This window comes from Phycicoccus sp. Soil802, assembly GCF_001429605.1.
In the GTDB taxonomy this organism is placed as follows: domain Bacteria; phylum Actinomycetota; class Actinomycetes; order Actinomycetales; family Dermatophilaceae; genus Pedococcus.
On the sequence record NZ_LMSS01000006.1, the window covers coordinates 97,008 to 115,550 of the forward strand.

The 18,543-nt window shown below is 70.0% G+C and carries 14 protein-coding genes and 2 rRNA genes; all 16 read right to left on the reverse strand.

Going from position 1 to position 18,543, the window contains the following annotated elements:
* Positions 1-7 precede the first annotated feature (7 nt).
* Entirely contained in the window at positions 8-649 is a 642-nt protein-coding gene (locus ASG91_RS14485; RefSeq protein WP_056923364.1) for an NUDIX hydrolase, read from the reverse strand.
* Positions 646-2,352 (reverse strand): CTP synthase, encoded by a 1,707-nt coding sequence (locus tag ASG91_RS14490; protein WP_056923771.1) that lies wholly within the window; start codon positions 2,350-2,352, stop codon positions 646-648. The genes ASG91_RS14485 and ASG91_RS14490 overlap by 4 nt, the downstream gene beginning before the upstream one ends.
* Before the next feature lie 11 nt (positions 2,353-2,363).
* Entirely contained in the window at positions 2,364-3,500 is a 1,137-nt protein-coding gene (locus ASG91_RS14495; RefSeq protein ID WP_235545646.1) for a glycosyltransferase family 4 protein, read from the reverse strand.
* A complete protein-coding gene (murJ, locus tag ASG91_RS14500) occupies positions 3,497-5,149 on the reverse strand; it encodes a murein biosynthesis integral membrane protein MurJ (RefSeq protein WP_056923366.1) in 1,653 nt (550 codons plus the stop codon). The genes ASG91_RS14495 and murJ overlap by 4 nt, the downstream gene beginning before the upstream one ends.
* 31 nt (positions 5,150-5,180) lie before the next feature.
* On the reverse strand, positions 5,181-5,981 hold the full coding sequence (locus ASG91_RS14505; protein ID WP_056923367.1) for a hypothetical protein: 801 nt from the start codon (positions 5,979-5,981) through the stop codon (positions 5,181-5,183).
* A 5-nt stretch (positions 5,982-5,986) separates the two neighbouring features.
* On the reverse strand, positions 5,987-6,928 hold the full coding sequence (locus ASG91_RS14510) for a copper transporter (RefSeq protein ID WP_056923368.1): 942 nt from the start codon (positions 6,926-6,928) through the stop codon (positions 5,987-5,989).
* Positions 6,925-8,109: a putative cytokinetic ring protein SteA gene (gene steA, locus ASG91_RS14515; RefSeq protein WP_056923369.1), complete on the reverse strand. Its 1,185-nt coding sequence runs from the start codon at positions 8,107-8,109 to the stop codon at positions 6,925-6,927. Before steA ends, ASG91_RS14510 begins: the two co-directional genes overlap by 4 nt.
* Positions 8,110-8,206: 97 nt before the next feature.
* Entirely contained in the window at positions 8,207-9,928 is a 1,722-nt protein-coding gene (gene recN, locus ASG91_RS14520) for a DNA repair protein RecN (RefSeq protein WP_056923772.1), read from the reverse strand.
* 71 nt (positions 9,929-9,999) lie between these two features.
* On the reverse strand, positions 10,000-10,977 hold the full coding sequence (locus ASG91_RS14525) for an NAD kinase (RefSeq protein ID WP_056923370.1): 978 nt from the start codon (positions 10,975-10,977) through the stop codon (positions 10,000-10,002).
* 38 nt (positions 10,978-11,015) lie between these two features.
* Positions 11,016-11,867 (reverse strand): TlyA family RNA methyltransferase, encoded by an 852-nt coding sequence (locus ASG91_RS14530; RefSeq protein WP_056923371.1) that lies wholly within the window; start codon positions 11,865-11,867, stop codon positions 11,016-11,018.
* Positions 11,864-12,160, reverse strand: a complete 297-nt coding sequence (locus tag ASG91_RS14535; protein ID WP_056923372.1) for a hypothetical protein — start codon at positions 12,158-12,160, stop codon at positions 11,864-11,866. Before ASG91_RS14535 ends, ASG91_RS14530 begins: the two co-directional genes overlap by 4 nt.
* Entirely contained in the window at positions 12,157-12,861 is a 705-nt protein-coding gene (locus ASG91_RS20720; protein WP_157606368.1) for a hypothetical protein, read from the reverse strand. Before ASG91_RS20720 ends, ASG91_RS14535 begins: the two co-directional genes overlap by 4 nt.
* A gap of 49 nt (positions 12,862-12,910) precedes the next feature.
* The gene (locus ASG91_RS14545; RefSeq protein ID WP_056923773.1) at positions 12,911-13,936 is read right to left on the reverse strand and encodes an HAD-IIA family hydrolase; all 1,026 of its coding nucleotides are present in this window, start codon (positions 13,934-13,936) and stop codon (positions 12,911-12,913) included.
* Positions 13,926-14,963: a lipopolysaccharide assembly protein LapB gene (locus ASG91_RS14550; protein WP_235545648.1), complete on the reverse strand. Its 1,038-nt coding sequence runs from the start codon at positions 14,961-14,963 to the stop codon at positions 13,926-13,928. Before ASG91_RS14550 ends, ASG91_RS14545 begins: the two co-directional genes overlap by 11 nt.
* A 205-nt stretch (positions 14,964-15,168) precedes the next feature.
* A 5S ribosomal RNA gene (gene rrf / locus ASG91_RS14555) occupies positions 15,169-15,285 on the reverse strand.
* Between the two features lie 70 nt (positions 15,286-15,355).
* A 23S ribosomal RNA gene (locus ASG91_RS14560) occupies positions 15,356-18,469 on the reverse strand.
* Between the last annotated feature and the right edge of the window lie 74 nt (positions 18,470-18,543).

Consider the following 18,543-nt stretch of genomic DNA (forward strand, 5'->3'; position numbering starts at 1 on the left):
ACCGACCCTACGCGCGGTGGCCGGGCCAGGGCGCGTCCACCGGTCGCACGGTGGCCCAGTCCTGGTCCCGCGCCGCGAGGGCGGCGAGCACGGCGATGCCGAGGGTGGCATTGTGCACCCGTCCGGCGAGGAACGCGTCGCGGGCCTCCTCGAGGCTCACCCAGCGCAGCGGCATACCCAGCTCCTCGCCGTCACGCTCATGGCGATCGTGGTCGGGCACCGCGGTGAGGTCGCGGGCCAGGTAGATCCGCAGCACCTCGTCGAGGCCGCCGGGCGAGCTGACGTAGTCGGCGAGCACGTGCCACGTGCCGGCCACCAGGTCGGCCTCCTCGTGCAGCTCGCGAGCGGCACCGACGTGCGGCGGCTCACCGTGGACGTCGAGCAGCCCGGCGGGGATCTCCCACTCGTACGCCCGCACGGGGTGGCGGTACTGCTGGATGAGGCAGATCCGGCCCTGGTCGTCGAGGGCCGCCACGGCCACCGCGCCGGTGTGCCGGACGTACTCACGGGTGACCTCGCCGGCTGCGCCGAGGTCGACGCGGTCGCGGACGACGTCCCAGACGAGGCCGTGCATCGCCACCTCGGAGTGCCGCACGGGGAGGTCGGCGTAGCGGTCGGCCAGCTCCTCCCCCTCGGACTCCTGCGTCACGCCGTGGCGTCCGCCGTGCTGCGCGGGCGCTCCACCTCGACGAGGCGCGCGGCGCGCTGGGCGTCGATCGCGGCCTCCACGAGGCCGGCGAAGAGCGGGTGGGCCCGGTGCGGGCGCGACTTGAACTCCGGGTGGGCCTGCGTCGAGACGTAGTAGGGGTGCACCTCGCGGGGCAGCTCGACGAACTCGACGAGGTTCTTGTCCGGGGACAGCCCGGAGAAGACCAGGCCGGCGGCCTCGAGCTCCTCGCGGTAGCTGTTGTTGACCTCGTAGCGGTGCCGGTGCCGCTCGTCGACGGCGACCGCGCCGTAGGCCTCGGCGACGACCGAGCCCTCGGTCAGCTTGGCCGGGTAGGAACCGAGCCGCATGGTGCCACCGAGGTCACCCGCCCCCTCGACGAAGGCCTTCTGCTCCTCCATGGTCGCGATGACCGGGGCCGGGGTGTTCGGGTCGAACTCGGTCGAGCTGGCGCCCTCGATGCCCGCGACGTTCCGGGCGTACTCGATGACCATGCACTGCAGGCCGAGGCAGATGCCGAGCGTGGGCACCTGGCGCTCGCGGGCCCACTTCAGGGCCCCGAGCTTGCCCTCGATGCCACGCACGCCGAACCCACCGGGCACCAGCACCGCATCGACCCCGCCGAGCGCCTTCTGCGCGCCGGACTCGGTCTGGCACTCGTCGCTGGCGACCCAGCGGATCGAGACCTTGGCGTCGTGGTGGAACCCGCCGGCGCGCATCGCCTCGGTGACCGAGAGGTAGGCGTCGGGCAGGTCGATGTACTTGCCGACCAACGCGATCTCGACGGTGTGCTCCGGGCTGTGCACGCGACGCAGGAGCTCGTCCCAGTCGTGCCAGTTCACGTCGCGGAAGTTGAGCCCGAGCCGGCGGATCACGTAGGCGTCGAGGCCCTCCTTGTGCAGCACCTTCGGGATGTCGTAGATGCTCGGGGCGTCGACCGCCGCGGCGCAGGCCTCGGTGTCGACGTCGCACATCAGCGAGATCTTGCGCTTGATGCCGTCGGGGATCTCACGGTCGGCCCGCAGCACGAGGCCGTCGGGCTGGATGCCGACCTGGCGCAGCGCGGCCACCGAGTGCTGGGTGGGCTTGGTCTTCAGCTCGCCGCTCGGGGCGAGGTAGGGCACCAGCGAGACGTGCAGGAAGAACACGTTGTCCCGCCCGACGTCGTGGCGCACCTGCCGGGCTGCCTCGAGGAACGGCAGGGACTCGATGTCGCCGACCGTGCCGCCGATCTCGGTGATGATGATGTCGGGAGCCTCACTCGGCTTGACCCCGGGGCTGCCGGCGGCCTGCGCCCGCATCCGTTCCTTGATCTCGTTGGTGATGTGCGGGATGACCTGGACGGTGTCGCCGAGGTACTCCCCCCGCCGCTCCTTGGCGATGACCTGGTTGTAGATCTGCCCGGTCGTGACGTTCGCCTTGCCCACGAGGTTGCTGTCGAGGAACCGCTCGTAGTGACCGATGTCGAGGTCGGTCTCCGCACCGTCGTCGGTCACGAAGACCTCGCCGTGCTGGAAGGGGTTCATCGTGCCCGGATCCACATTGAGATAGGGATCGAGCTTCTGCATCGTGACCCGCAGACCGCGGGCCCGGAGCAGATGTCCGAGGCTTGAGGCCGTCAGGCCCTTGCCGAGTGAGGAGGCAACGCCCCCGGTTACGAAGATGTGTTTCGTCTGCTCCACCACGGGGTTCAAGCCTACGTCATTCCGAGCATGCCTGAGTACCACTCGTGCCAGCGACGCGCCGTCGCCGTGCCGTCGTCCCACGATGTGGCGCGTTCGCGCCCCTTCACCGAGGCGGTATGCCGCGCGGCCGGGTCGCGCAGGAACGCCTCGACCGCCTCGGCGAGCCGGGTCGGGTCGTTGACCGGCACCAGGGTCCCGATCCCGCGGACGAGGTCGGGCAGTCCCCCGGTGTCCGTCGCCACCACGGGCAGGCCGGCCGCCATCGCCTCCTGGACGACCAGGGCCCGCGCCTCCCAGCGACTCGGCAGGACGAAGACGTCGGCCGCGCGCAGCCACCGGGCAGGGTCGGGCTGGGGGCCGACGAGGTGCACGGGGAGTCCGTCGTCGCGGATCCGCCGCATCAGGGCTGCGCGCAGGCCCTCGTCGCCACCCCCGACGACCACCCACACAGCCCCTCCTGCAGGTTTCTCACCCCATTGGAACGAAACCCGCGCCGCATCGACCAGGGTGTCGAGGTCCTTCTGCGGGGCGATCCGGGCGATGGTCAGCACGAGCGGCGTGTCGGAGGTCAACGGCCCGATCCCGTTCTCCTGCAACAGTTCTGCGACCAGCAAACGCCGCTCCGCGTCAGGCAGTGGCGTCGCGGTGAGCAGGTCGGGGACCCGCGGGGAGGGCACCTCGGCGAGGCGGGCATCGCGGGCGCCCAGCCGTCGCGCCTCGGCGACGAGGTCGCTGCTGGCCCCGGTGACGAAGGTGGCCTCGTGGGCGACCAGGCGCTGGACCAGGTCGAGGACGCGGCGTCGCGCCCCACCACCCAGGACTGCGTTGTGCTGGCTGACGACGACCGGCGTGCCCGTGCCCGCCGCAGCGACGACCGCGACGAGACCCGCCTGGTGGCCGTGGGCGTGCAGCACGTCCGCCCCACGCGCGAGTCCGCGCAGCCGACGCAGGTCCCGGAGCGAGCCGAGGACACCGGAGGCCCGGCTCGGCCACCACGGTCGCGCCCCGGGCAGGTCGAACCGGGCGGCGGTCGAGGCGTCGGTCACCACGGTGACGTCGTCGCCGAGGGCGCGCAGGTCGGCGGTGAGGTCGGCCACGTGGGTGCCGATCCCGCCCGCGCTGCGACCCAGCAGCATCACCACCCTCACGCGGAGGTCCCCCTGCGCCGGGCCCGGCCGCGCTCGCGCAGCGCCGTCATGGCCTTGCGGTCGGCGACCATCATCACGCCGAGGTAGGCCAGCAGGGTCACCAGCCCGACCAGGAGGCCACTGCCGAGCGCCGACCAGAGCGTGTCCGGCGAGAGGCCACGGGCGACCGTGTCACCCACGGCGAGCCCCACGGCGGCGGCGACGACGGCCGCACCGAGCGTGCGGCCCGACCCCTGGACTGCCTCCGGCCCCCAGGCACTGCGCACCAGCAGGGCGAGCACGGCGGCCGACACGGTCATCCCGACCGTCGACCCGACACCGAGGATGCCGAGCGTCGTGCCGGCGACCGAGCCCTCCGGGATCAGGGCCACGGGGATCAGGGCGGCCAGCGACCAGCCCGCCGCCACGGCCAGCGCGGCGTGGATCGGACGACCCCGCACGTAGAGAGCGCGGGTCAGCAGGGCGGCGACCGAGAACCCGACCAGGCCGGGGGCGTACGCCGACAGGGCCCCGGGCAGGGCGGCCAGCGCCGCTCCCCCTCCGGAGCGGGCCGCGCTGTCGAACGAGGAGAAGAAGACCCCCACCGGCCGCGAGACCGCCATCAGCACGGTGGCCGCCCCCGCGGTGAGCAGCAGGATCCCCCGCAGCGCTGCGGCCAGGGTGTCGCGCGCGGAGGTCCCGACCTGCTTCTTCAGCTCCTCGGCGGCGCTCGTGTGCGCCAGTGCCGGGAAGGCGGACGTCGCGATCGGGACGGCCAGCACGGCGTACGGGAGCAGGTAGACGGCCTGGACGTAGGTGTAGACGTTGACGACGCCGGTGTCGACGGTGCGCGGGGCGTGGGTCAGCCACAGCGTGGCTGCGACGGCGGCCTGCTGCGCCACCAGCGCGATGACGCCGGCGCCGGCCAGCGAGCCGGCCCGGCGGGCCACCCCCTCGGGGAAGCTGAACGTGGGCCTCAGCCGGACCCCGGCCCGCACCGCCGGCACCAGCAGCGGCAGGCTCAGCACGACGACACCGAGGGTGGTGCCGCCGGCGAGCGCCCAGGTCGCGCTGGCGGAGAGGTCGGCGGGCGACGTCCCCGGCTCGGCGACCAGCCGGTAGCCGACGTACGCGGCGATGACGACGAGGCTCGAGAGCAGCGGGGCCAGCGCTGCGGCGAGGAACTTGCGGTGCGCCTGGAGCACGCCGGCCAGCACGACCCCGACCCCGTAGAGGGCCACCTGCGGCGCGAAGACGAGGAGCATCGTCGTCCCGAGCTCGGCGGCTCCGGGGACGGTCGAGTCGCCGAGCAGGGCGTCGCTGAGCCACGGCGCGGTCAGCGCCAGCAGCACCGACAGCGGCACCAGGACGGCGACTGCCCAGGTGAGCAGGGCCGAGGCGGTCCGGTCGGCATCCGCACGGCGGCCCGCGCCCAGCTGGCTCGCGATCAGCGGCACGGCCACGGCGGCGAGGGCGCCACCCGCGGCGACCTCGTAGACGACGTTGGGGAGCATGTTGACCGTCTGGTAGGTGTCACCCACCCCGCCCGCACCGACGGTGCGCGAGAACACGATGGTGCGCCCGAAGCCCGCGAGCCGGGCCAACAGCGTCACGACGGCGATGAGCGCAGCGGCCTTGGCGACCGACGTGCCGACCGTCCTCGCGGTCATCGACGACACCGCACTACCGACGACACCGCGGTCATCGACGACCCAGGGCGTCGAGCTCGCGCAGGCCGGGAGTGGACTCGATGACGTGGGTGAACGAGACCTTCTCCGAGGCGAGCGTCAGGGCGGTCAGGGCGGCCAGCGCGACCCATCGACCGCGCCGGCCGGTGCGCTGCACCAGGGCGGCGCCGAGCAGCGCGCCGGCGCTGTTCGCGCCGGTGTCGCCGAGCATGGCCTCCCCGGCCAGGTCGGGTCCGAGCAGGCCGGCCGCTGCACCCACGGCGGCGCCGGCGGCCGGTGCGCTCCGGGACGAGGTGGCGGTGAGGGCGCCGAGGACCATGGTCGCCTTGAGCGCCCGTCCGGGACGCAGGTCGAGCAGGTTGAGCAGGTTGGCCGACCCCGCGATGACCGCACCACCGACCAGCGTGTCCGCCGCGGTACGGCTGGGGTCCCGGCGGTCGATCAGGGCCGCGGACACCAGTCCGGTCACCCCGAGGCCGAGGATCTTGACCGCACCGGTCGTCACCTCACCGCGGGCCAGCGCGCCGAGGTGCCCCTTGAGGCCCTTGCTGCTCGAGTCGCCCCTGAGGTCGTCCAGCGCGCCGAACGCCGCGGACGACCCGGCCGCCACCACCGGCCCCGGGCCGGCACCCAGGAGCGCCGCGGCACCGGCGGCCCCCACGGCATACGCGGGACCCTCGAGGAGCGTGACCGTGCGACCCGCATGGTTGGTGCGGTCCCACGTGTCGGTGCCGCCCGGTGGGCGGTCCCGCAGCAGGCGCAGGGCGGAGGCGGCGAGCGCCCCGGCAACGGCACCGGACACGAGTGCGCGCACGGCGGCTACTTGGTCGCCAGCTGGGGGAAGGCCGCGGTCGCGTCGGAGGCGAGACCGTACTGCCCGGACTTGCCCGCCTCCTGCTCGAGCAGCCCGAACACCATGCTCGCCTGCCCCATCGGGAGCTCGGCGTCGTCGACGGTGGACAGGACCTTGGACTGGTCGCTGTCGTCGCGCGAGGTGGTGACTACGGACGTGGTGTTCGTGGCGCTGGGGCTGACGCTCGGGGCCACCAGGATCGCGCCCGCCCCGGCCTCGTCGAGCGCCCCCGCGAGGTGGCTCAGGCCGGTCGCGCGGTCCTCGCGCGCGGCGGCGTCCGAGCCGGTCACGGCCCCGGCCACGACCACGGCGATCGAGGCGACCTTGACGTTGTCGGGGGTGTAGCGGATCAGGTCACCGGTACGCAGCGCCTCGAGCGCCGACGCGGCACCCGCGGCCGTGGACCCGGCCTTGGCGAGCACCGACCGGGCCAGCACGGCATCGACGACGTCGCTCCCGGTCTGGTCGATGGGGACCCCCACCTGGCTGGCCAGCTGCTGGCCGAGGGTGGCGCGGAAGGCTGCCTTCTCGGGGTCGACCCAGTTGTCCTGCACCGAGATCGTGGACCCCACCACCGCGCCTGCCGAGGCGAGCGTGCCCTGCGTGGACTTCACGAGGTTGGGGTCGGCGCCGGGGAGGACGACCAGGGTCACCGTGGTGTCCTTGAGCCGCTCCGCGAGCAGGCTCCGGTTGCTGGCCGAGGTGAACTCGTCGCGAGCCGCGGTCCCCTTCTCCGCGGCGTCGAGCTCGCTGCGCAGGGAGGCCTTGTCGGCGCGCAGGTTCTTCACCTCGGAGGTGAGGGTGTTGCCGATGTCCTCCTTGAGCGGACCGGCACCGAGCACGATCCCCACGGCGAGGGCCATGAAGATCGAGACGATGGAGACGAGGTGGTAACGAAAGTCGATCACGTGACGATTCCTACGACGAAGGACCAGAGGTCGTCCCACCGGGCGCCGAGCACCTGGAGGAACGCGCGCCCACCGGTGGTGGACCAGAGCGCCGCGAACAGTGCGCTCAGTCCCCCCAGCAGCATCAGCGTCAGGGCGAGGTTGGAGATGCGGGAGCGGTAGAGCCGGCTGACACCCTTGGCGTCGATGAGCTTGCCGCCCACGCGCAGCCGGGTGAGGAAGGTGCTGGCCATGCCGCTGCGGCCCTTGTCGAGGAACTCGACGAGCGTTGCGTGCGTGCCGACGGCCACGATCAGCTCGGCCCCCTTGTCGTCGGCCAGGAGCATCGCGACGTCCTCGCTCGTCCCGGTGGCCGGGAAGACGACCGGCTCGATCCCGAGCCGGTGGACGCGCTCCAGACCGGGGGCGTTGCCGTCGCGGTAGGCGTGCACCACGATCTCGGCACCACAGCGCAGGGTCGCGTCGGACACCGAGTCCATGTCGCCCACGACCATGTCGGGCTTGAGGCCGACCTCGAGAAGGGCGTCGGCACCGCCGTCGACCCCGATGAGCACCGGGCGGTACTCGCGGATGTAGCTGCGGAGCATGCGCAGGTCTTCCTTGTAGTGGTAGCCGCGCACCACGATCAGCGCGTGCCGACCATCGATCTTGGTGGTGATGTCAGGGACGCCGACGCCGTCGAGCAGCAGCTCGCGCTCCCGGCGCAGGTACTCCATCGTGTTGGCCGCGAACGCCTCGAGCTGGACCGCGAGTCCGGCCCTGGCCTCGGTCATCGAGGACTGCACGAGCTCGTGGTCGAAGGCCTGTCCCTTGGCCACCACCTCGTCGCCGACCCAGATCTGGTCGCCGTCGATCCGCACGAGCTGGCCGTCGGCGAGGTCGTGCATGACGTCCTTGCCGACGTCGTCGATCAGCGGGATCCCCGCGTCGACCAGGATCTCGGGACCGAGGTTGGGGTAGCGACCCGAGATCGACGGAGCGGCGTTGATGACGGCGGCGGGTCGGCAGGCCAGCAGGGCCTCCGCGCTCACCTTGTCGATGTCCTGGTGGTCGATGACCGCGATCTCGCCGGGCTTGAGCCGCTTGGTGAGGTTCTTGGTGCGGGCGTCCACGCGCACCACACCGCGCACCCCCGGGGTCTCGGGGTCGCGGGCACGTTGGCGGGTGAACTTCAAAGGCATCCTGGCCATCCTCCCATGGGGCAAGGGGTGTGCCGCACGGCCCACGCGGGTGGGACCTGCGTCATGCGCGCACCCACCGGCGACGGGTGCGCACCGATCAGGTGTGGACCGCGGTGGCCCGACGGGCCCTGGTCTCCTCGACGAGCTCGCGGGCGTGGTCGAGGGCGGTGCCCGAGTCGACCCCGGCCATCATGCGGGCGAGCTCGCGCAGCCGCTCCTCGCCGTCGAGCGCGTGCACCCCACTGGAGGTGATGTGCCCGTCGCTGGCCTTGCGGACGACCAGGTGGCGGTCGGCGTATGCCGCGACCTGGGGCAGGTGGGTGACGACGACGACCTGCGCGTGGCGGGCCAGCGCGGCCAGCCGCGCGCCGACGTCCAGGGCTGCCGCTCCCCCGACCCCGGCGTCGACCTCGTCGAAGACGAAGGTGGGGACGTCGCTGCCGCCGGCAGCACCGGTCACGACCTCGAGCGCCAGCATGACGCGGGACAGCTCACCGCCGGAGGCCGCCTTGGCGACCGTGCGGGCCGGGCTCCCGGGGTTGGCCGCGAGCAGGATCTCGACGTCGTCGCCGCCGTGCCGGGCCAGGCCGGCCGGCCGTGGGGTGACGGCGACGTCGACGGTCGCCTGCCCCATCGCCAGGTGGGCGAGCTCACCGGTCACCGCGGAGGCGAGCCGCTTGGCCGCAGTGCGGCGGGCCTTGCCGAGGGCCTGCGCCGTGGTGCTGCGCTCGGCGTCGAGCCGGGCCACCTCGGGCTCGAGGGCCTCGATCCGGCTGTCGGAGTTGAGGAGGGCGTCGAGTCGCTGGGCCGACGCCTTGCCCCAGGCCAGCACGTCGTCGATGGTCTCGCCGTACTTGCGGGTCAGGGCCGTGAGGTCGGCCCGGCGCTGCTGGACCCAGGCCATCCGGGCCGGGTCGACCTCGATGTCGGACAGGTAGCTGCTCAGGTCGGCCGCGAGGTCCGCCGCCAGGTAGCCGAGATCCGCCATCCGGCGGTCCAGCTCGCGCAGCGCAGGGTCGTGGTCGACCTCGCCCGCGAGGGCCTGGCGGGCCGAGGCGATCAGCTCGACGACGCTGGGCGCCGGCTCCGCGGCATACTCCCCCGCCCCGGCGAGGTGGTCGTGCGCCAGTGCGGCGGCACCGCGCAGTCCCTCGGCATGGCCGAGCCGCTCGTCCTCGACGCGGAGCTCGGCATCCTCCCCCGACTGGGGGTCCACCTGCTCGAGCTGCTCGAGGCCGTGCTGGAGCACCTCGATCTCGCGAGCGCGGTCGCGGGCCTGCTCGCGCAGGTCGGCGAGCTCGGCGGCCGCGGCCTGGTGGGCGTCGTAGACGTCGGTGTGGGCCAGCAGGGCCTTCTGCAGGGGTGCTCCGCCGAACTGGTCGAGGACGGCGCGGTGCTGGTCGCTCTGGCGCAGGCGCCACTGGTCGGCCTGGCCGTGCACGGCCACGAGGTGCTCGCCGATCTCGCCGAGCACCCCCACCGGGGCGGAGCGGCCCCCGACGTGGGCGCGGGACCGGCCCTCGGCGCTGACCGAGCGCACGAGGACCAGCCCGTCGGTCACGTCGGCGCCCGCCTCGGCCGCGCGCAGGGCGGCGGGGTGGTCGCTGGCGACGTCGACGAGGCCCTCGACCACGGCACTACCGGCACCGGACCGCACCAGGCCGACGTCGGCCCGGGCACCCAGGAGCAGCCCCAGTCCGGTGACGACCATGGTCTTGCCTGCGCCGGTCTCGCCGGTGACGACGTTGAGCCCCGGGTGCAGGTCGAGCACGGCGTCGTCGATGACGCCGAGTCCCTGGATCCTCAGTTCGGACAGCACGGGCACAGCCTCTCACGCAGGGCCGACCGGGTCGGTCAGGCTGGCGGTGCGGCCGGCAGTGCGGCTGGCGGTCAGGCCGGCGGCGGGACCTCTGCGACCCGGGCCGCGTCCTCGCGACGGGCCTCACCGCGCCACCCGTGGATGGACAGGTCGAACTTGGCCACCAGCCGGTCGGTGAACGGTGAGGTGCTGAGCCGGGCCAGCCGCACCGGCGTCTGGGAGCGCACGACCTCGATCCGTGCGCCCGGGGGCAGGTCCACCGCGCGGCGACCGTCGCACCAGAGTGCGCCGGTGCCCAAGGTGTCGGGCACCACTTCGAGGGCGAGGTGCGAGCTGGGGCCGAGCACGAGCGGTCGGGCGAACAGGGCGTGCGCACTGATCGGCACCAGCAGGAGGGCCTCGACGTCCGGCCAGACGACCGGGCCACCGGCCGAGAAGGCGTAGGCGGTCGACCCGGTCGGGGTGGCGACCACGACGCCGTCGCAACCCCAGGTGGTCAGCGGTCGGCCGTCGATCTCCGCCACGACCTCGAGCATGCGTTCGCGGTTGGCCTTCTCGACGGTGACCTCGTTGAGGGCCCAGCTCGTGTAGACCGGGTCGCCGTTGACGTGCGCCGTGACCTCGAGGGTCATCCGCTCCTCGACCGAGTAGGTCTTGGCGACGATGTGCTCGACGGTGGCGTCGATGTCCTCGCGCTCGGCCTCGGCGAGGAAGCCCACGTGGCCCAGGTTCACGCCCAGCAGCGGGGCGCCGGTCCCCCGCGACACCTCGGCGCCGCGCAGGATGGTCCCGTCACCGCCGAGCACGCAGACCAGCTCACAGCCCTCCGCCGCAGCGTCCCCGTCGTCGACCAGCGTGACGCCCGGGTGCTCGGCCAGGTTGACGGCGGTGGCCTCGTCCCGCTGGACGACCACCTCGATGCCTGCGGCGTGCAGGCGCTCGACCACGGCGGTCGCCAGGTCCTGCGCCTCCTGGCGGCGCGGGTGCGCCACGAGCAGGATCCTGCGACCCGGCGTGCTGCTGCCCGGGTCGGTGCTCCCTGAACTCATGGTGTTCTCCCCACGGTCTGGTGTCCCTTCGAGGTCAGTCATGGCTCGGTCACGTCGTCGGCGGCCCTCACCAGAGCCTCCCATCCCATCGACTGCGCGTCGCGGGGGGTCAGCCAGAGCAGGTACTCCGCGTTGCCCTCACCGCCCTCGATCGGGCTGCGGGCCAGGCCTTGGGGGTGCAGGCCGGCGGCCACCGCCGCACGGGCGACCTCAGTGACCGCCCACGCGCGGTCACCCTGCGCCCGGACGATGCCGCCCTTGCCCAGTCGGGTGCGGCCGACCTCGAACTGGGGTTTGACCAGCACCACGGCGTCACCCTCGTCGGTCAGCAGGCCTCGGAAGGTCTCGAGCACCAGCGTCAGAGAGATGAAGCTCAGGTCCGCGACGAGCAGGTCCACCGCTCCCCCGAGGTCACCGGCCCGCAGGTCGCGGACGGTGGTGCGCGACCGGTCGGTGACCCGTGGGTCGTCGGCCAGCGCGGGGACGAGCTGACCGTGCCCGACGTCGAGGGCGATGACGTGGGACGCCCCGTGGTGCAGCAGCACCTGGGTGAACCCACCGGTCGAGGCGCCCACGTCGAGGCAGCGCCTGCCGGTGACCACCAGTCCCCGGGGCCCGAACGTCTCCAGCGCCCCCAGCAGCTTGTATGCCGCGCGGCTCACCCAGCGCGGCCCCTCCTCGCGCACCTCGACGACCTGGCCGGGGGTGACGGGGAGCGAGGGCTTCGGGGCCGGCTTGCCGTCGACGGTGACGTCACCGGCGTCGACCAGCGCGCGAGCGTGGCCCCGCGACCGGGCCAGGCCGCGCCGGACGAGCTCGAGATCGAGCCGGACCGGGTCACGCGGCGCGGAGTCGCGCGGCGTCGGGTCGCGCGGTGTGGAGTCGCTCACTCGCCGCCGAGGTCGGACAGCCGGGCCTGGAGGGTCTGCTGCACGCGCTGACCTGCGTCGATCTGCGCATCGAGGTCGTCGGTGGGAGCGTCCTGCAGGTCCTGCAGGGCCGAGTCGATGACGATGTCGCCGGTCGCCTGGTCACCCAGACCGGTGCCGAGCGACTCGGCCCGGTCGGTGGGGTTGTCGTGCCGGGAGGCGTGGGCGACGGCAGCACCCGACGACGGGGCAGCCTGCTCGTCCACGGCGTCGTCGTCCACGGTGGGGTCGTTGGTCGGGTCTTCGTCGCTCACTGCGCTGCCTTCTTCGCCGTGGTCTTCGTGGCGGTGGTCTTCTTGGCCGCCCTCGTGGCTGCAGCCTTCTTCGCGGGTGCAGCCTTCTTCGCGGGTGCAGCCTTCTTCGCGGGTGCAGCCTTCTTCGCAGGTGCAGCCTTCTTCGCAGGTGCAGCCTTCTTCGCCGGCGCGGCCTTCTTCGCCGCCGCCTTCTTCGCAGGGGCGGCCTTCTTCGCCGCCGCCTTCTTCGCAGGGGCTGAGTTCGTGGCGGGTGCCGCCGGTGCGGCTGCGGGGGCGGAAGGCCGCACCCTGGTGGAGATCGCTCCGGAGCCGCCGACCGCCCGGCCGATCGAGCTGCGGGACGCGCCGGCCACGGCGGAGGCGCCGGTCGCCAGCAGGAGCGCCCGCAGCTCGGCGATCTCCTTGGTGACCGTGGTCAGGGCGGTGCGGGCCGCATCGACGTCCGCGACGCGGGCGACGTCAGCCTTCTTGAGTGCCGACTCGACCTCGCTCTGGATGAGGGTCAGCAGGTTGGCCCGGTTGGCCCGGGCGGCTTCGAGGAGCTGGTCGGCGAGCGTCGAGGCCTGCACCGCCCGCCGGGTCACCTCGTCCGCGCCGGGGAGGGCCAGCAGGCCCTGCGCTGCGTCCATCGCCTTGGCCTTGGTCATCTCGCCCAGCCCGCTGGCGAGCTGGATGTAGCTGCGCACGGATTCGAAAGCCACGGTAGGTCCTCCTCGATGAAGCGGCGGGGGGTCGCTCGCGCCCCTCACGCTACTGCCATGCGTCGATCTCGGGAACGAGCCGCTGCACCGCGTCGTCGTCCAGGTCGCCGAGGTCCAGGGCCTCGTGGAGGCACGCCACGCCAGCGCGGGCGGCCTCGATGGTGGTCCCCTTCGAGGCCACCTCCCAGGCTCCATCGACGACGCGCCGCCGGTCCTGCCCGCAGACCCACCAGGAGTAGTCGGTCTCGGCGGGGACGTATGCGGCGGACAGCGACCGCAGGTCCTCGAGCAGGTAGGTGGGTCGCATCGCTGCCGGCGCGGACACCAGCGTGGTCACCGAGTCGATGCCGGTCAGCACGAGCGCCGAGTCCATGCCTGCTGCCACCGCCCCGGCGATGTCGGTGTCGAGCCGGTCTCCCACGGCCAGCACCCGGGCCGGGGCTTCCTCCAGCCGGGCAGCACACAGCTCGTAGAGCGGGGCGTACGGCTTCCCGACGACTCTCGGCTCCTGCCCGGTGGCCCGCTGGACCGCGGCCACCAGGGTGCCGTTGCCCGGAGCGGTGCCCCGGTGGGTCGGCAGGGTCGCGTCGGTGTTCGTGGCGACCCAGACGGCGCCGGCCGCCACGGCATACGCCGCTTCGGACAGGTCAGCGGCGGTGACGGCCGCGCCATACCCCTGGAGCACGCCGGCCACGACGTGGTCGAGCGCCTCGCGCGTCTGCTCGGGGGTGGCGACCTCGAACCCTTGGTGCTGCAACGCTTCCCGCACCCCGATCCCCCCGATCGCGAGGATCTTCGAGCCCGCCGGCACGAGGTCGCGCAGGACCGCCGCGCCGGCCTGCGAGCTGGTCGCGACATCGCGCGCCCGCACGTGCAACCCGAGGTCGGTGAGGTGTCCCGCGACCTCGTCCGGCGGTCGCGAGGCGTTGTTGGTGGCGTAGACGATCGGGACGGTCAGGGCGGACAGGGCCGAGACGGCATGCTCCACCGCGTCCGGACCCCGGTAGACCACGCCATCGAGGTCACAGACCACCGCGGCATACCGGTCGACCAGGTGGGGCCCGCTAGCGGGCATCGCCACCGGGCGCGGCGCCCTGGGCCGGGGCGACGTCGCCCTCGTCGTCGTCCTCCTCGCCGTCGAGCAGGTCGGTGAGGATCACCCCGTCGAGCTCGGCCAGTCGCTCCGCGGCGTCGGTCTCCAGCTCGTCGTCGGCGTCCGCGGCGCGCGCGAACCAGTCGCGCGCGTCGTCGTCGTGCCCGAGCGCCAGCAGGGCCTCGGCGTAGGCGTAGGACAACCGGGCCGACCACGGCTTGCGGGCCGAACCCTTGAGCTGCGGGATCTGCAAGGCCTGCTGGGAGGCCTCGAGCTGCCCGAGGTCACGACGGATGCCGGAGATGACGATGGCCAGCTCGACGCGGTCCTCGACGGCCAGCGTCTTGGCCTCGGGCGACATCGCGAGCTCGAGGGCTCGCTCCTGACGGCCCAGGCCACGCTCGCAGTCGACCATCAGCGCCAGCAGGTGCGAGGAACCGCTCAGCCGGCGCGCGGTGCGGAACTCGCTGAGCGCCCGGGCCCACTCGCCCTTGCGGTAGGCGACCAGACCGAGGGCCTCGCGGGCTGCGGGCACCCGACCGGCCCGACGGACCGCCGTCTCGGCGTGCGCCTCGGCGCTCTCCAGGTCGTCGACCTCGAGCAGCGCCGCGACCATGACCAGGTGCTGGGCCACCCCCTCGGCGTTCTCCTTGCTCAGGGTGCGCAGCTGCTGGTGGACCGAGCGGTCCAGCTCCTTGCCGGTCACGCCGTCGGCGATCCGCGGCTCGGGGAGCTTGGGCTTCTTGGGTGCCAGCCGCGGACCGGTCGTCCTGCCGTCGGCGCCGCCGCCGGGCCCGCCATCGCGCCGGTCGCCGCGTCCGGCGCCACCGCGCTCCGGTCGACCACCCGAGCCACCGCGACCGCCACGCGACGGGCCGTCACCGCGGCCGCTCGCGCCACCGTCTCGACGGGGGCCGGAGGAGCGCCCACCACCTGCACCGGGAGGACGACCACCACCCGATGCGGGTCGACGGTTCTGGCCACCTCGGCCTGGCTGGTTCTCGGGCACGTTTGCTCCTCGCTGTGCAGTAATCGTGTGCAGTCTACGGACTGTGGCTGTGCCGGGACACCGTGGTCCGCGCCAGCCGGCACCACGGCGCGACCGCGGCACTGTCTTTCCGACACTGCATTCGACAGTGCCTGGCAAAAGACAATGCCTCGCAAAAGACAATGCAAAAGGGCCATCCCGAGTGGGATGGCCCTTTTGAAAGTATGTCCGGCTGCGTCCTACTCTCCCACACCGTCACCAGTGCAGTACCATCGGCGCTGAAGGGCTTAGCTTCCGGGTTCGGAATGGAGCCGGGCGTTTCCCCTTCGCTATGACAGCCGAAACTCTATGGAGATTTCAATCGATTCCCGACCGTATCTCGGGAACCACACAGTGGACGCGTAACATCTTTGTTAGTCAAGTTATCGGCTTATTAGTACCAGTCAGCTACATGCGTTACCGCACTTCCACGTCTGGCCTATCAACCCAGTAGTCTAGCTGGGAGCCTCTCGGACCGAAGTCCATGGAAACCTCATCTTGAAGCACGCTTCCCGCTTAGATGCTTTCAGCGGTTATCGTTTCCGAACGTAGCTAATCAGCCGTGCTCTTGGCAGAACAACTGACACACCAGAGGTTCGTCCATCCCGGTCCTCTCGTACTAGGGATAGCCCTTCTCAAGTTTCCTACGCGCACAGCGGATAGGGACCGAACTGTCTCACGACGTTCTAAACCCAGCTCGCGTACCGCTTTAATGGGCGAACAGCCCAACCCTTGGGACCTACTCCAGCCCCAGGATGCGACGAGCCGACATCGAGGTGCCAAACCATGCCGTCGATATGGACTCTTGGGCAAGATCAGCCTGTTATCCCCGGGGTACCTTTTATCCGTTGAGCGACGGCGCTTCCACAAGCCACCGCCGGATCACTAGTCCCGACTTTCGTCCCTGCTCGAGATGCCTCTCTCACAGTCAAGCTCCCTTGTGCACTTACACTCAAAACCTGATTGCCAACCAGGCTGAGGGAACCTTTGGGCGCCTCCGTTACCTTTTAGGAGGCAACCGCCCCAGTTAAACTACCCACCAGGCACTGTCCCTGATCCGGATCACGGACCGAGGTTAGATATCCAGAACGACCAGAGTGGTATTTCAACGTTGACTCCACCGACACTGGCGTGCCGGCTTCAAAGTCTCCCACCTATCCTACACAAGCCGTACCGAACACCAATACCAAGCTGTAGTAAAGGTCCCGGGGTCTTTCCGTCCTGCTGCGCGTAACGAGCATCTTTACTCGTAGTGCAATTTCGCCGAGTTCATGGTTGAGACAGTGGAGAAGTCGTTACGCCATTCGTGCAGGTCGGAACTTACCCGACAAGGAATTTCGCTACCTTAGGATGGTTATAGTTACCACCGCCGTTTACTGGGGCTTAAATTCTCAGCTTCGCTCCGAAGAACTAACCGGTCCTCTTAACCTTCCAGCACCGGGCAGGCGTCAGTCCGTATACATCGTCTTGCGACTTCGCACGGACCTGTGTTTTTAGTAAACAGTCGCTTCTCCCTGGTCTCTGCGGCCGATCACGCTCGGGCAGCAAGTGCCGTCACGATCAGGGCCCCCCTTCTCCCGAAGTTACGGGGGTATTTTGCCGAATTCCTTAACCATGATTCACTCGATCGCCTTGGTATTCTCTACCTAACCACCTGAGTCGGTTTGGGGTACGGGCGGCTCGAACCTCGCTAGAAGATTTTCTAGGCAGCATAGGATCACCCTCTTCCCGCATACGCGGTCACTATCAGGTCTCAGGATATGTGTGAGGCGGATTTGCCTACCTCACTCCCTACACCCTTGGACGTGGACTACCATCGCCACGCGGAGGCTACCTTCCTGCGTCTCTCCATTGCTTGACTAGTACTAGATCGGGTCGCGCGCTCCACTCGAATCAGTCCGAAGACGTCATCGAGCTTCAGGCGCTTAGCATCACTAGGTTCGTCATGGGCGGTTCTTCGCCGGTTCCGGAATATCAACCGGATGTCCATCGACTACGCCTGTCGGCCTCGCCTTAGGTCCCGACTTACCCAGGGCAGATTAGCTTGACCCTGGAACCCTTGGTTATTCGGCGGACGGGTTTCTCGCCCGTCATTCGCTACTCATGCCTGCATTCTCACTCGTGTGGCCTCCACGGCTGGATCACTCCGCCGCTTCCCTGGCCACACGACGCTCCCCTACCCATCAACACGCTTGGACCGTGGATCCTCAGATGTCACGGCCGGGCAAAGTGTCAATGCCACAGCTTCGGTGGTGTGCTTGAGCCCCGCTACATTGTCGGCGCGGAATCACTTGACCAGTGAGCTATTACGCACTCTTTAAAGGGTGGCTGCTTCTAAGCCAACCTCCTGGTTGTCAATGCAACTCCACATCCTTTCCCACTTAGCACACGCTTAGGGACCTTAGATGGTGGTCTGGGCTGTTTCCCTCTCGACTACGGAGCTTATCCCCCGCAGTCTCACTGCCACGCTCTCACTTACCGGCATTCGGAGTTTGGCTAACGTCAGTAACCTGGTGAGGCCCATTAGCTATCCAGTAGCTCTACCTCCGGTAAGAAACACGTGACGCTGCACCTAAATGCATTTCGGGGAGAACCAGCTATCACGGAGTTTGATTGGCCTTTCACCCCTACCCACAGCTCATCCCCTCAGTTTTCAACCTAAGTGGGTTCGGTCCTCCACGACGTCTTACCGTCGCTTCAACCTGGCCATGGGTAGATCACTCCGCTTCGGGTCTAGACCCAGCGACTAAATCGCCCTATTCGGACTCGCTTTCGCTACGGCTTCCCCACACGGGTTAACCTCGCCACTGAGCACTAACTCGCAGGCTCATTCTTCAAAAGGCACGCTGTCACCCCACAAGGAGGCTCCAACGGATTGTAGGCAAACGGTTTCAGGATCTATTTCACTCCCCTCCCGGGGTACTTTTCACCTTTCCCTCACGGTACTTGTCCGCTATCGGTCACCAGGGAATATTTAGGCTTAGCGGGTGGTCCCGCCAGATTCACACGGGATTTCTCGGGCCCCGTGCTACTTGGGATACTTCTCTGGAGTTCGCGTCATTTCGTCTACGGGGGTCGCACCCTCTGTGCCGGGCCTTTCAATGCCCTTCGACTATAACGCGAATTTTTGACTCCATGTCAGGATGTCAGTCCTGACCGAAAAGTCCCACGACCCCGACCATGCAACGCCTGACAGCTATCACACATGATCGGTTTAGCCTCTTCCGCTTTCGCTCGCCACTACTCACGGAATCGCGGTTGCTTTCTCTTCCTGTGGGTACTGAGATGTTTCACTTCCCCACGTTCCCTCTACCCGCCCTATGTGTTCAGGCGGGAGTGACTGGACTTGCCTCCAGCCGGGTTTCCCCATTCGGAAATCCTCGGATCACAGTCTGGTTATCGACTCCCCGAGGCTTATCGCAGATTCCTACGTCCTTCTTCGGTTCCTGGTGCCAAGGCATCCACCGTTTGCCCTTATAAACTTGAGTTTACAAAGATGCTCGCGTCCACTGTGTAGTTCTCAAGGTACGGGCGGCCCCTCCCCGGTGTCGGTGCCTACCGC

What these genes read in the sequence shown, in the direction of transcription:
- murJ (WP_056923366.1), bottom strand. Translation starts at nt 5,149, where the DNA reads ATGACCGCGAGGACGGTCGGCACGTCGGTCGCCAAGGCCGCTGCGCTC.
- steA (WP_056923369.1), bottom strand. Translation starts at nt 8,109, where the DNA reads ATGCCTTTGAAGTTCACCCGCCAACGTGCCCGCGACCCCGAGACCCCG.
- ASG91_RS14525 (WP_056923370.1), bottom strand. Translation starts at nt 10,977, where the DNA reads ATGAGTTCAGGGAGCACCGACCCGGGCAGCAGCACGCCGGGTCGCAGG.
- ASG91_RS14545 (WP_056923773.1), bottom strand. Translation starts at nt 13,936, where the DNA reads ATGCCCGCTAGCGGGCCCCACCTGGTCGACCGGTATGCCGCGGTGGTC.